The organism is Pseudonocardia kunmingensis, from assembly GCF_006716445.1.
GTDB classification, from domain to species: Bacteria; Actinomycetota; Actinomycetes; order Mycobacteriales; family Pseudonocardiaceae; genus Pseudonocardia; species Pseudonocardia kunmingensis.
Window position 1 is genome coordinate 645,646 of the sequence record NZ_VFPA01000002.1, and the last position, 13,283, is coordinate 658,928.

The following is a 13,283-nucleotide window of genomic DNA, read 5'->3' on the forward strand; positions in this document are numbered from 1 at the left end:
ATGTGATCGATTCCGATGGGGTCCTGCACCTCGATCTCGGCGGGTTCCTGGTGCGCACCGGGGAACGGACGGTGCTCGTCGACGCCGGGGTCGGCACCATCGACAACGGGAAGTACGCAGGTGGCGGGTTCCTCGACTCGCTGCGAGCACACGGTGTCGCGCCCGTGGACGTCACCGATGTCGTCTTCACGCACCTGCACTTCGACCACGTCGGGTGGGCCACCAAGAAGGGCGAGGTGGTGTTCCCGAACGCGACCTACCGCGTCCACGCCGAGGACTGGTCGCACTTCGTGGAGGCCGCCGACGCCGAGCCCGGGGCCGTCCGCAAGCTCTCGCCGTTGGAGAGCAGGCTGGAGACCTTCACCGCGGACGGAGCGCTCGCCCCTGGGGTCAGTGCCCGGCACACGCCGGGCCACACGCCCGGCTCCACCGTGTTCGTGATCTCCGACGGCGACGAACGTGCGCTGCTGCTCGGCGACGTCGTGCACTCGGTGGTCGAGCTGGCCGAGCGGGACTGGGAGGCGGTGTTCGATGTCGACCCCGTCGCCGCGAGCGCCGTTCGCAACGCGCTGGCCGACGAGGTCGCGGACTCGACCGATGTCGTCGTCGGCGCTCATTTCCCGGGTCTGCGGTTCGGTCGCGTGGTCACCGCGTTCGGCAATCGCACGTTCCGGGCCTTGTAAGGAGAACGGATATGGATCTTCAGCTGTCGGGCACGAACGTGCTGGTCACCGGCGCGGGCCAAGGGCTCGGGCGGGCCCTGGGCCTCGGCTTCGCCCGGGAGGGCGCGAACGTCGCCTTCCACTACAACTCGTCGGCCGAGGGTGCGGAGAAGTCGGCGGTCGAGGCGGCCGACCTCGGCGTACAGGCGATCGCCGTGGGCGGCGACCTGCGGGACGCGGCGGCCGTGGCCGAGATCGTCGAGCGCACCGAGTCCGAGCTCGGCCCGATCGGAGTGCTGGTCAACAACTCCGCGGTCACCAAGAAGCAGCGGTTCCTGGAGTCGACCCCGCAGGACTGGGCGCCCCAGATCGACGTCACGGTCACCGGGACGCTGCAGCTCACCCACGCCGTCGCCAAGCGGATGGCCGAACGCAAGACCGGCGCGATCGTGAACCTCATGGGTGACTCGGGCCGGGTGGGGGAGTCCGGCCTGCTGGTCACCGCGACAGCGCGCTCGACCACGGTCGGGCTGACCCGTTCACTGGCCAAGGAGCTCGCCCGATTCGGGATCCGCTCCAACGCGGTCTCGCTGGCCCTGGTCCGTACCGACAACTTCGACGCGCACGCCGGCACCCCCGAGGCCGAGCAGATGAAAAAGATCCTCGCCCAGTACCCGCTGCGCCGCGTCGGCCACCCCGACGACATCACGCCCATGGTGCTGCTGCTGGCCTCTCCGCTGTCGTCGTGGACCACCGGTCAGGTCGTCTCGGTCAACGGTGGGTACGCGATGCCCTGATCCGTCTCGCCCTGATCCGTCGTCGCTCGGAGAGGAGACCCATGAACGACACCGGCAGTGCTCTCGGCCGCAGTGTGCGGCGCAAGGAGGACCAGCGGCTCGTCACCGGACACGGGCATTTCGTGAGCGACGTCGAGCTCCCGCGGATGCGGCACGTCGCGTTCCTGCGCAGCGCCTATGCGCATGCCCGCATCACGAACGTCGACACCGGGCAGGCCGTGCGGGCGGGATATCGGGTCTTCACGGGGGCCGACTTCGCGCACGTCGTGCTGCGGGCCCAGTCGGCGCTGCCTTCGTACGTGGAGACCGATCAGCCGGTGCTCGCGCACGGCAAGGTGTGCTTCGCGGGCGAGGCGGTCGCTGCGGTGATCGCGACGGACCGGTACCGGGCCGAGGACGGCCTGGAGATGGTCGAGGTCGACTACGAGCCGTTGCCCGCCACCGTCTGCGCGTGGGAGGACCCTCGCGAGCCCGTGCACCCCGAGGCGCCGGACAACGTGCTCCTGGAGCGGACGTTCGACGCCGGTTCGGTGGAGGACGCGTTCGCCGCGGCCGCCGTCGTCGTCGAACGGGAGCTCGTCACCAACCGCCATGCCGGCAACCCGATGGAGTGCCGCGCGGGTGTGGCCGTGTGGGACGCGGCGTCGCGAAAGCTGACGTTCTGGTCGGGCACGCAGGTGCCGCACATCGTGCGAAACATGATCGCGGAGCTGCTGGACCTGCCCGAGGGAAACGTCCGGGTGATCGCGCCGGACGTCGGCGGTGGTTTCGGGGTGAAGGCGGTGCTCTACCCCGAGGACGTGGCGCTGTGCCTGATGGCGCGAGAGATGCCGGGTGTCCCGCTCAAGTGGGTCGAGGACCGGGCCGAGCACCTGCTCGCCGCCACCCATGCGCGGGACCACCGCTACCTCATGAGGGCCGGCTTCGCGGCGGACGGCGCGCTGCTCGCGGTGCAGGCCGACGTCACCTGCAATGTCGGCGCCTACTCCGTCTACCCGTGGACGGCGGGCATCGAGCCGCTCATGGCGGGCGGTCTGCTCTCGGGGCCCTACAAGCTTGCGAACTACCGCTGCACGGTGCGCGGGGTCGCCACGAACACCGCGCCTTCCGGCCCCTACCGGGGCGTGGCGCGACCGGCCAGCGTCTTCGCGATGGAGGCCGTCCTCGACGACGGCGCCGCGCGGCTCGGTATCACTGCGCTGGACATCCGTCGCCGCAACGTGATCCGTCCCGAGGACATCCCGTACCGGATGCCCTCCCGGCTGGTCGACGACTCCGGCCACTACGCCGAGTGCCTCGACAAGGCTCTCGACGCGCTCGGTCACGACGAGCTGCGCGCCGAGCAGCTGCGCCGTCGCGGCACCGACGAGCCGCCCATCGGAATCGGGTTCGCGCTCTACAACGAGCTCACCGGACTCGGCCGCGCGGCCAGCGCCGGTCCCCGCATGCCGTTCCGCACCGGCCACGACGCCTGCACCGTGCGGATCAACCCGGACGGCAGGGCCACCGTCTTCTCCGGTGTCACCTCGCAGGGCCAGGGCCTGGAGACCACGGTCGCCCAGATCGTCGCGGACGCGATCGGCATCGACTACGACGACGTCGAGGTCCGCATCGGCGACACCGACGAGTCGCTCTGGGGCTTCGGCGCCTTCTCCTCCCGACAGGCCGTCATCGGTGGCGGCGCCGCGCACCGCACGGCCGTGGCGGTACGGGACAAGGTGCTCGAGCTGGCCGCAGGCCTGATCGAGGCGGCGGTCGACGATTTGCGTGTCGAGGGCGGGCAGATCCGGGTCGTCGGAGACCCGACACCGCACATCTCCGTGGCAGAGGTGGCTCGGGTCGCCTACCTGGAGTCCCACCGGCTGCCCGAGGGCATCGAGCCCGGCCTCGAAGCGACCAGGTTCTACGACCCGATCCGCGGTGCGTTCGCCGCCGGCGCCCAGGCGGCCGCGATCGAGGTCGACCGGGTCACCGGCGAGCTGCGGATCCTCAAGTACGTGTGCGTCGAGGACGCGGGCCGGGCCATGCACCCGCAGATCGTCGACGGCCAAATCGCCGGGGCGATAGCCCAGGGCCTCGGCGGGGCGATGTACGAGCATCTGATCTACGACGAGGCGGGCAACCTGTCGACGGGCACCCTGCTCGACTATCTGATGCCGACCAGCGCCGAGATACCGGACATGGTCATCGGACACGTCGCCCGGCCCGCGGCGAACCCACTCGGCGTCCGCGGTGTCGGGGAGGGCGGCACGCTCGGCCCGAACGCCGTTCTCGCCGGGGCGATCTTCGACGCGGTGGGGGTACGGGTCGAAGCCCTCCCGATCACCCCCGCGAGCGTGTGGAAGGAGCTGCAGTGATCGAGGTCGGCCGATTCGACCGGGTCGCGGTGATCCGCCTCGACCGGCAGGCGAAGCGCAACGCCCTGAACGTCGAGCTGTGCCACGTCCTGCGCGAGGCGGTTCAGGGCGCCGTGGACGACGGTGCGCGGAGCATCGTGCTCACCGGCAACGGCACGAGCTTCTGCTCGGGTGCCGATCTCGACGAGGTCTACACCGCGGAGTTCCGCCAGGCGCTCTACGCCATGTTGCGCACGGTCACTGATGCGCCGGTTCCGATCGTCGCCGCGGTGAACGGCCCGGCCGTCGGCGCCGGCACCCAGCTCGCGATCGCGGCGGACCTGCGCGTCGTCGCGCCCGGAGCGTTCTTCGCCGTGCCCACCGCAAAGATCGGCCTGGCCGTGGATCCGTGGACGATCCGCCGTCTCGCGCTTCTGGCCGGCAACGGAACCGCGCGCGCCCTCCTGCTCGCGTGCGACCAGCTCGACGCCGCGGCCGCCCGCGCGTCCGGGCTGGCCGAGCGCGGGGGCGGCCTCGAGCATGCGATCGAGTGGGCCGGGGAGATGGCCGACCTCGCTCCGCTGACGGTCGCCTATTCCAAGCGGGTGCTCAACGATGCGTTCGAGCCTGCGCTCGACGACGAGCATCTCGCTGCCGCGTTCGAGGCCTGCTGGGCCAGCGAGGACTTCGCCGAGGGTAGGCGGGCCCGCTCGGAGAAGCGCGGGCCCGTGTTCCGGGGGAGGTGAGCAGGAGATGAAGTGCGCGCCGTTCGACTACGTCCGTGCGAGCAGCGTCGAGGAGGTTGTCACGACCCTCGCGGCTGCCGACGGGGAGGGCAAGATCCTCGCCGGTGGCCAGAGCCTGGTCCCGGTACTGGCGCTGCGCATGGCGCGGCCCGCGGTACTGGTCGACGTCAACCGGATCCCGGGCCTGAGCTCGATTCACCGGACCGGTGACGCTGTGGAGGTCGGAGCGCTGGTCCGGCACAGCATGCTCGCCGAGCAGACCGACCACCCGCTCCTTGCTGCAGCGGCCCGCCACATCGGGCACACCGCCATCCGGACCCGGGGTACCGCGGCCGGGAGCGTCGCCCACGCCGATCCGTCGGCCGAACTGCCCGTCGTCGCCGTCGGGACCGGTGCCACGGTGACCGTGGCCGGGCCGAACGGACGCCGGACGGTGGCGGCCGACGAGCTGTTCGTCAGTGCGATGGTCACCTCACTCCAGGAGGAGGAGATGATCACCGGGCTGCGGTTCCCGCAACCGACACGGTGGGGCTTCGCCGAGTTCGCCCGCCGGCACGGCGACTTCGCGCTCGTCACAGCTGTCGTGGCGGAGGTCGTCGGATCCCTGCGGATCACCCTCGGTGGTGTCGCACCCGTCCCGATGCGCGCCACGCACGCCGAGAGGGTGCTGGCCGACGGCGGCAGCGCCCGGGAGGCAGCGAACGCGGCCGCCGCGGAGATCGAGCCGACCGCGGACCTGCACGGTTCCGCACCGTTCCGCCGCGCCATGGCCGCCGAGATGGTGCGTCGTGCGCTGGCCCAGGCCGAGATCCTGTGAGGAGAAGCCACATGGACATCACCTTCAGCGTGAACGGGCACCGCGTCCGGCTCGACGTCGAACCCCGGCGCACCCTCGCCGACGCGCTGCGCGAGGACTGCGGGCTCACCGGCACCCATCTGGGATGCGAGCACGGCGTCTGTGGGGCGTGCACGGTGCTCGTCGACGGCCAGCCGGCGCGCGCCTGCCTGATGTTCGCCGTGCAGGCCGACGGGTCGACGATCGCCACGGTGGAGGGCCTGCAGGGCGAGGACGGCGCGCTGCATCCGCTGCAGGAGGCGTTCGTTGCCCACCACGGCCTGCAATGCGGCTTCTGCACGCCCGGGATGCTCATGAGCGCCCTGCACCTGCTCGGCACCGACCCCGACGCCGACCGCGACACCATCCGCGAGGAGATGTCGGGAAACATCTGCCGCTGCACCGGCTACCAGGGCATCGTCGACGCCATCGAGGCTGCCGCCGGGAGCCTGCGCACCTCCGCCGAGCCGGTCGCACCCTCCTGAGAGGAGCACTGGGCAGGTTCGTCGGCGGCACCGCCGGTGCGCGGGACGTCAGCGGTGGTTGACGTACTTCACCCGCTGGAACGCCTCCAGCCCCTCGATCCCACCCTCCATCCCGAGGCCGCTGGCTCCCATTCCGCCGAACGGGGTTTCGGGCAGGGAGGCCTGCCAGCGGTTCACGGAGATGGAGCCGGCGTCCAGGGCGTCGGTGAGCCGGGTGACGGCGGCCAGGTCGTTCGACCACACGTACGCGGCGAGCCCGAACGGTAGCCGGTTGGCCGAGATGATCGCGTCGTCGAGGTGGTGGAACGGGGTGGTGGCGGCCATCGGGCCGAACGGCTCCACGTTCGCGATCATGGCGTCGTCGTCGACGCCGGCGAGGAGGGTGGGTGCCCAGAAGGAGCCGTCCCGCTCGACGCGATGGCCGCCTGCGGCGACGGTCAGGCCGCGGGAGCGGGCGTCCGCGGTGAGCTCGGCCATGGCGGAGACGCGCGCCTCGGTGGCGACCGGGCCCATCTGCACGGTGTCGTCGAACGGATCGCCCACCCGCAGCGCCGCGGCACGCTCGGCGAACCGGGCGACGAACCGCTCGTGCAGGTCGGCGTGCACGTAGAAGCGGCTGGGCGAGGTGCAGACCTGCCCGGAGTTGCGCATCGTCGCGACGACCGCCGAATCCGCCACCGCCTCGGGATCGGCGTCCGGGAGCACGAACACCGGCGCGTAGCCGCCCAGCTCCATGGTCATCTTCTTCGCCGTCGGCGCGCCCTTGCCGAGCAGGAGCGTGCCGACGGCGGTGGAGCCGGTGAACGTGGCGCCCATGATCTGCGGCGCGGCCAGTAGCCGATCGCTGACCGCGGCCGGGTCACCGAAGACCACGTTGAGCACGCCCGGGGGGAGCCCGGCATCCTCGAGCGCGGCGACGAGGTGCAGGGCGGGCGTCGGGGTCTCCTCGGCGGGTTTGAGCACGAGCGTGCAGCCCGCGCCGAGGGCACCACTGATCTTGCGGGCCGGGGTGATGGCGGGTGCGTTCCAGGGCGCGAACCCGGCGATCGGCCCGAGCGGCTCGCGCCGGGTGCTCTGCAGCACGCCGGGCTCGCGGGACGGGATCACGCGCCCGTACGCCCGGCGGCCCTCCTCGGCGGCCCACTCGATGTGCTCCACGGCGGTGCCGATCTCGGCGCGGGCCTCGCGCAGCGGCTTGCCCAGCTCTCGCGTGATCGCGTGCGCGATCGTCTCGGCCCGTTCGCGCACCAGTCCGGCTGCGGTCCGCAGGATCTCGCCGCGGCGCACCGGTGAGGTGGCGCGCCATGCCGGGAACGCGTCGGTCGCCGCCGTGAGGGCGGCGTCGAGATCGTCGGCCGTGGCGAGTGGGAGTTCCCCGACGGCCCGGGCGGTCGCGGGGTTCTGCACGGCGACCGACCGGTTCCCCGATCCGTGGGTCCAGCGCCCCGCGATGAACAGACCGAGGTCGGGATCCGTGCCGCTCACCGGCGCTCCCCGGCCACGATCTCGTCGAGGACCGGACCGAGATGGCGGGAGAAGGCGTCGTGGTCCTCGCTCATCGGGAAGTGCCCGAGTCCGGGCATGATCACGACCTGGGCACCGGGGACGGCCTTCGCGACGGCGAGGGTGTCCTCCGGCATGCACGAGTAGTCGTACTCGCCCGTCAGCAGGTAGAGCGGGCAGCGCGTGGTGTCGATCCCGCCCAGGTCGTCGTCGTGCTGGTCCTTGTAGAAGTGCAGGTCGCCCTTGAAGACCCCGGGTCCGCCCTGGGCGTAGTGCCACAGCGTCTCGGCGCGGTCGGCGGCGGGCGCGTCCGGTCCGATCAGACCCGACATCAGGGCGGCGCACAGCTCGCCGCCGTGGACGTCGGGGCGGTGCAGGTACTCCCGCTCGTAGTACGGCGCGACCGCGGCCCCTGACTGCAACCCGATCAACGCCGCGAACCGGTCGGCATGGTCCCGGGCGAGCCGAAGCACGATTCGCCCGCCGATCGAGCACCCCATGACGACCGGGCGGTCGAGTTCGAGCGCGTCGCACACCCCGACGACCATCGCGGCGTAGTCGTCGGAGGTCAGGCGGTACTCCACGTCCCGCCAGTCGGCCGGCACCGACGACCGGCCGTGCCAGGGCATGTCGAAGGCGATCACCCGGAAACGGTCGGTGACCCCGGGGTCGTTGAGCAGGTGCCGGTACTGCCTGCTGTCGGAGCCCGCCGTGTGCAGGCACAGCAGCGGGATGCCCCGGCCGGCCTCCTCGACGTGGATCCGCTGCCGGCCACCCGGCAGGTCCATGTGCACGTAACGGCCGACGATCGGCTCGACGAACGCGGTCACGCGGCACCGCCTTTCCCCGCGACGGTGGGCCGCAGCTTCTCCAGCACGTCCTTGAAGTAGCGCAGGTTGGCCATGAACAGGTGCAGATCGCCCTCCACCTGCAGCACCCGGCGGCGCAGCAGGGCCATCACGTCGTGATGGCCCGGAAGGGGCCGCGGCTGCCAGAACGCCTCCCACTCCTCCCGCGGCGCCCGCAGGACCAGCCGGGTCGTCGGCATCACCAGCGGGCCGCGCCGGACCCCCACGACCCGCCCGGCCGCGATGTCGACGTAGTGCGCGACGTCGCCGACGTCGAGCCGGACCGTGCCGGTCACGAAGCGCCCCCGGTGCACCAGCCCGGGATCGGCCGCCACCAGCTCCACCAGCCGCTCAGGCATCCTCGCCCGCCTCTCCACACGCGACGCGGACCACCGCGTCCACCGCCACCACACCCTGCCCCACCGGCCCCACGAGGGCGGGATTGATCTCCGCCTCGACCACGTCGGGCCGCTCGACGAGCCGGGAGACCGACACGACCAGCTCGGCCAATGCGTCGAGATCGCCGTGCGGGGCGCCGCGGAACCCCCGCAACACGGTGAGCCCGGTCACCTCGGTGAGCATCTCGCGCGCCGTCACCGCGTCCACCGGAGCGGTGCGCAACGCCCGGTCCCGGTGCAGCTCGGCCAGCACGCCTCCGGCCGCGACCAGCACGAGCGGGCCGACCTCCGCATCCACGCGGTAGCCGACGAGCACCTCCGCGAGGCCCGTACTCATCGGCTGCACCAGCACGCGGTCCACGGAGACGCCGGCACGCCGATGCACCTCCTCCCGGATGTGCCCGGCGGCCGCGGGCACGTCGGCCGGCGCCGCGACGTCCAGGACCACGCCGCCCGCGTCGCTCTTGTGCGGGAGGTCGGCCGACAGGGCCTTGACGGCCACCGGGTAGCGGAGCTCGGCCGGGCCTGTTGCCGCGTCGACGTCCAGCACGTCGAACGACGCGACCGGGACACCCTGCTCGCGCAGGACCGCGTAGGACCGTGCCTCGTCGAGCGTGCGGACCCCGGGCTGCTCCTGCCGGCGCGGAGCCGGCCGGACCCGCGGCACCCGTCGCGCCAGCGCCGCGGCGACCGCATCCGCGCAGGACTCCGGCGTCCGGAACGCCGGCACCTCGGCTGCGGCCAGCATGCTCAGGGCCTGCGGCGCCTCCGGGACCACGAACACCGCGACCGGCGTCCCCGACGGGGGACGCTCGGTGATCGGGGCGACGACCAGCTCGGGCTGTGCACGGGCGGACGACCCGACCACGGCGACGACGAGATCGAACTCCGGGGCGTCGGTCAGCACGTCGAGGGCGGCGCGCATGACGTCGGGCCGGGTCCCCGCGAGGGTGAGGTCGACGATCAGGCCCGGTTCCGCGTGCACGCCTGCATCGGTGAGGCGGCGGCGGGTCCGCTCCGACGGCGGCGCGACCGACACCCCGCGGACCCCGAGCTGGTCGACGACCATCGCCGCACCACCGCCGGTCGTCGTGACGACGCCGACGGAGCGCTCCGCCGTCGGTGCTGCGGCGGGTGGGGCCACGCGCCGCAACAGCGGCAGCGTCTCGAGCAGGCCGTCGAGCGTGTGGACCCGGGCGATCCCGCAATCGGCGAGGAAGGCTGCGGCGACGTCGTCCTCCCCGGCGAGCGCGCCGGTGTGGGAGACGGCGAGCTCGGCCGCCGCGGTCGAGCGCCCCAGCTTGTAGGCGACCACGGGCTTGCCGCGGTCCGCCGCGGCGGCCGCGAACTCCCGCAGCCGGTCGGCGTGCCGCAGCGACTCGAGGAACAGCAGGTAGCCGGTGACGTCCGGGTCGTCGACCGCAGCCGCGCAGACCTCGCCGAGCGACACGTCGACCTCGCCACCGACGGAGATCATCCGGGCGAATCCCAGGCCGCGGGCGACACCGCGGGACAGCAGGGCACCGAGCATGCTGCCGGAGTGGGAGGCGACGAACAGCCCACCGCTGCGCAGGTCCGGCTCGCTGAAGGCGGCGTTGGCGGTGAGGGTGAGGCCCAGGCCCGGATTCACCACACCCAGGCTGTTCGGGCCGAGGATGCGCACACCGTGCTCGCGGCCCGCCGCGCGGAGCCTGCGCTCGCGCTCCAGGCCGTCGGGGCCGCTCTCGCCGAACCCGCCGGTGAGCACGGTGACCACCCGCACCCCGGCGCGCCCGCACTCGGCGACCGTGTCCACCGTGGCCGCGGTGGGGGTCATCAGGAACGCGTGCTCGGGCACCTCGGGCAGCTCGGCGAGCCCCGTGTAGGCGCGCTCGCCGCCGATCTCACCCCCGCGGCGGTTCACCGCGTACACGGCGCCGCGGTAGCCGTCGCGGCGCAGGTAGGCCAAGGGGCGGGAGGCGGCCTTCACCGGGTCGCCACTGGCGCCCACCAGCGCGATGCTGCGCGGCGCGAACAGGGCCCGCGCGAGGTCGGGGCCGGTCAGCAGGGACGGCCGGGCCGGGCCGGTGACCGTCATCGTCCGCTCCGCTGGCTGAAACGGCGCCCGAAGACCTCTTCGGCGATCCGGTTCTTCAGGATCTCGAGCGATCCGCCGGCGATCATCCAGCCGCGGGTCCGGCGCAGGCAGTACTCCACCAGGCTCTCGGTGCTGTAGCCCATCGCGCCCATCGCCTGTACGGCCTCGTTCGCCGCCCGGAAGCCCGCCTCGTTCGCGGCGAGCTTCGCGACCGCCGTGTCGTAGGCGGACGGGAGACCGCCCTCCGCGCCACGCGCAGCCCGGTGGAGGAGCAGCTGCGCGGCGTCCAGAGCGACCGCGACCTCGGCGAACTTCCACTGCAGCCCCTGGAACTCGGCCAGCGGCCTGCCGAACTGCTCGCGCTGCAGCACGTGCTCGCGGGCGGTGTCGAACGCGAGCCTGCCCAGGGCGAGCGAGCGGGCCGCGTTGCCGAGCCGCTCGACGTTGAACCCGCTGATCTGGCGCTTGAAGCCGCCCTCGCCGAGCAGCACGTTCTCGGTCGGGATGCGGCAGTCGTCGAAGTAGAGCTGCGCCCACTGCTCACCGCTCATGTACGTCGACGGCTGGCCCAGGCCGAACCTGGGCGTTCCGCGTTCGACGATCACCGAGCCGATACCGCCGACCCCGGGCCCGAACCGCACGTACACCAGGTACAGGTTCGCGTCGACGCTGTGGGTGGACCAGATCTTGGTGCCGTTGAGGACGTAGGAGTCGCCGTCCTTGCGCGCCTCGGTCCGTAGGTCGGTCACCGCGGAACCCGCCTCGGGCTCGCTCATGCCCAACGCGAGCAGGCTCCGGCCGGCCAGCAGATCGGGCAGCCATCGCGCCTTCTGCCCGGCGTCGGCGTACTCGGCGAACGTCCGCAGCGGGCCGAAGTTGCCGGCTTGCACGATGTCCGCGCTCTTCGGGCAGATCTGCCCGAGCTCCTGGATCGCGATCACGGCGTCGAGCAGGCTCGCTCCCTGACCTCCGTCGGCCTCGGGGAGCGTGAGGCCGAGCAGCCCTTGGCCGGCCAGCAGTTCGGCGACGTCCCACGAGTACGCGGGGTCGTGGGCGCGGGCGAGCGCGCCGTCGGCGAGGTGCTTGCGGCCGAACGCCCGCACCGACTCCGCGAAGTCGTGCTGGCCCTCGTCGAGTTCCGTCTGCACGCGGGGTGTCTCCGTTCGCCTCTGGTTCTTGTGTGGTGCTGCATGGCCCTGTATACAGGCTCCGGTTCCCGATTGCACCCCTTCGAGACGAGGCCGACGATGCCCGCGACCACGATCCCTCCCACGAGCCGGCGCGTGGCCGTCGCCTCGCTCATCGGCTCCACCGTCGAGTGGTACGACTTCTTCATCTACGGCACGGCCGCGGCGCTCGTGTTCAACGGGTTGTTCTTCCCCGAGTTCTCCCCGGTGGCGGGCACCCTGCTCAGCTTCGCCACCTTCGCCGTCGGCTGGCTCGCCCGCCCGCTCGGCGGCGTCATCGCCGGGCACTTCGGTGACCGGGTGGGGCGCAAGCAGATGCTCGTGTTCACGCTGCTGCTGATGGGGCTGTCGACGACGCTGATCGGCCTGTTGCCCACCTACGACACCATCGGCGTCGCCGCACCTGTGCTCCTGGTCGTGCTGCGGATCCTGCAGGGCTTCGCCGTGGGCGGCGAGTACGGCGGCGGCGTCGTCATGGCGTTCGAGCACAGCCCGGCAGGCCGACGCGGTTTGTGGGCCTGCTGGCCGCAGATGGGCGTGCCACTCGGGTTGATCGTCGGCACGGTCGTGTTCCTCGCCATCGGCGTTCTGCCCGACGACCAGTTCTTCGCCTGGGGTTGGCGGATCCCGTTCCTGGTCAGCATCGTGCTCGTCGTCGTCGGGCTGTTCATCCGCCTGGGTGTGACCGAGAGCCGGACGTTCACGGAGACCAAGTCACGCGGCGAGGTCGTACGCAGCCCGCTCGCCGAGGTGCTGCGCCGGCACCCGCGGCAGGTCGTCCTGCTGATCCTGGCGCACATGGGCCCGAACACGTTCTTCTACACCTTCGCCACCTTCGTGCTCTCCTACGCCACCGCGACGCTCGGCTTCGACCGCACGACCGTGCTGCTGGCCGTGGCGATCGGGGCCGCCGTCGAGGTCGTCGCGATGCCGCTGTTCGCGATCCTGTCCGACCGGATCGGGCGCCGGCCGGTCTACGTCACCGGGCTCATCGTGCTCGCCGCCACCGCGGTGCCGTTCTTCTGGCTGCTCGACCAGCGATCCGCACCGCTGCTCGTCGTCGCGCTGGCGGTGGCGTTCGGCCTCGCCCACGGATCGGTGTACGGCACCCAGCCGAGCTTCTTCGCCGAGCTGTTCCCTGCTCCCGTTCGCTATACCGGCCTGTCGCTGGGGGTGCAGGTCGCCGGTGCGCTGTTCGGCGGGCCGCTGCCGATGATCGCGACCGCGCTGGTGTCGTTCCAGTCCGGCAGGCCGTGGGTGTTCGCTGGTTACATGATGCTCACGGCGGTGATCAGCGCCGTGGCCGCCGCACTCGCCCCGGACGCCGTGGCGCTCGAGCGCCGGACGGGGGCACGCCGGGACGAGGACGTGGATGCGGCGACCACATCGGCGTGATCGGCATACTGTCC

General features: G+C 72.2%; 12 protein-coding genes. 7 read left to right on the forward strand and 5 right to left on the reverse strand.

Annotation, left to right across the window (positions count from 1 at the left end):
• Nucleotides 1–2 precede the first annotated feature (2 nt).
• From FB558_RS18920 to FB558_RS18945, 6 genes are read left to right on the forward strand one after another with little or no spacing between them, the layout of a single operon-like run.
• Complete coding sequence (locus FB558_RS18920; protein WP_246106609.1) at nucleotides 3–683, forward strand: MBL fold metallo-hydrolase; 681 nt, start codon at nucleotides 3–5, stop codon at nucleotides 681–683.
• A gap of 11 nt (nucleotides 684–694) precedes the next feature.
• Complete coding sequence (locus FB558_RS18925) at nucleotides 695–1,459, forward strand: SDR family NAD(P)-dependent oxidoreductase (RefSeq protein ID WP_142055302.1); 765 nt, start codon at nucleotides 695–697, stop codon at nucleotides 1,457–1,459.
• A gap of 41 nt (nucleotides 1,460–1,500) precedes the next feature.
• Entirely contained in the window at nucleotides 1,501–3,816 is a 2,316-nt protein-coding gene (locus FB558_RS18930; protein WP_142055304.1) for a xanthine dehydrogenase family protein molybdopterin-binding subunit, read from the forward strand.
• Nucleotides 3,813–4,541: an enoyl-CoA hydratase gene (locus FB558_RS18935; RefSeq protein WP_142055306.1), complete on the forward strand. Its 729-nt coding sequence runs from the start codon at nucleotides 3,813–3,815 to the stop codon at nucleotides 4,539–4,541. Before FB558_RS18930 ends, FB558_RS18935 begins: the two co-directional genes overlap by 4 nt.
• A gap of 7 nt (nucleotides 4,542–4,548) precedes the next feature.
• Complete coding sequence (locus tag FB558_RS18940) at nucleotides 4,549–5,358, forward strand: FAD binding domain-containing protein (RefSeq protein ID WP_142055308.1); 810 nt, start codon at nucleotides 4,549–4,551, stop codon at nucleotides 5,356–5,358.
• 11 nt (nucleotides 5,359–5,369) lie between these two features.
• A complete protein-coding gene (locus FB558_RS18945; protein WP_142055310.1) occupies nucleotides 5,370–5,861 on the forward strand; it encodes a (2Fe-2S)-binding protein in 492 nt (163 codons plus the stop codon).
• Between the two features lie 48 nt (nucleotides 5,862–5,909).
• Here FB558_RS18945 and FB558_RS18950 read toward each other — a convergent pair whose 3' ends face one another.
• Genes FB558_RS18950 through FB558_RS18970 form a run of 5 tightly spaced genes read right to left on the reverse strand, consistent with a single transcriptional unit; the run spans nucleotide 5,910 to nucleotide 11,835 of the window.
• Nucleotides 5,910–7,346 (reverse strand): NAD-dependent succinate-semialdehyde dehydrogenase, encoded by a 1,437-nt coding sequence (locus FB558_RS18950; RefSeq protein WP_142055312.1) that lies wholly within the window; start codon nucleotides 7,344–7,346, stop codon nucleotides 5,910–5,912.
• Nucleotides 7,343–8,194, reverse strand: coding sequence for an alpha/beta fold hydrolase (locus tag FB558_RS18955; RefSeq protein WP_211366674.1), 852 nt, complete (start codon nucleotides 8,192–8,194; stop codon nucleotides 7,343–7,345). Before FB558_RS18955 ends, FB558_RS18950 begins: the two co-directional genes overlap by 4 nt.
• Complete coding sequence (locus FB558_RS18960) at nucleotides 8,191–8,571, reverse strand: hypothetical protein (RefSeq protein WP_142055314.1); 381 nt, start codon at nucleotides 8,569–8,571, stop codon at nucleotides 8,191–8,193. Before FB558_RS18960 ends, FB558_RS18955 begins: the two co-directional genes overlap by 4 nt.
• Nucleotides 8,564–10,687: an acetate--CoA ligase family protein gene (locus FB558_RS18965; RefSeq protein WP_142055316.1), complete on the reverse strand. Its 2,124-nt coding sequence runs from the start codon at nucleotides 10,685–10,687 to the stop codon at nucleotides 8,564–8,566. Before FB558_RS18965 ends, FB558_RS18960 begins: the two co-directional genes overlap by 8 nt.
• Nucleotides 10,684–11,835: an acyl-CoA dehydrogenase family protein gene (locus FB558_RS18970; protein WP_142055318.1), complete on the reverse strand. Its 1,152-nt coding sequence runs from the start codon at nucleotides 11,833–11,835 to the stop codon at nucleotides 10,684–10,686. The genes FB558_RS18965 and FB558_RS18970 overlap by 4 nt, the downstream gene beginning before the upstream one ends.
• A 99-nt stretch (nucleotides 11,836–11,934) precedes the next feature.
• Between FB558_RS18970 and FB558_RS18975 the strand changes: the two genes are divergently transcribed.
• Nucleotides 11,935–13,269 (forward strand): MFS transporter, encoded by a 1,335-nt coding sequence (locus FB558_RS18975; RefSeq protein ID WP_170231404.1) that lies wholly within the window; start codon nucleotides 11,935–11,937, stop codon nucleotides 13,267–13,269.
• Nucleotides 13,270–13,283: the final 14 nt, after the last annotated feature.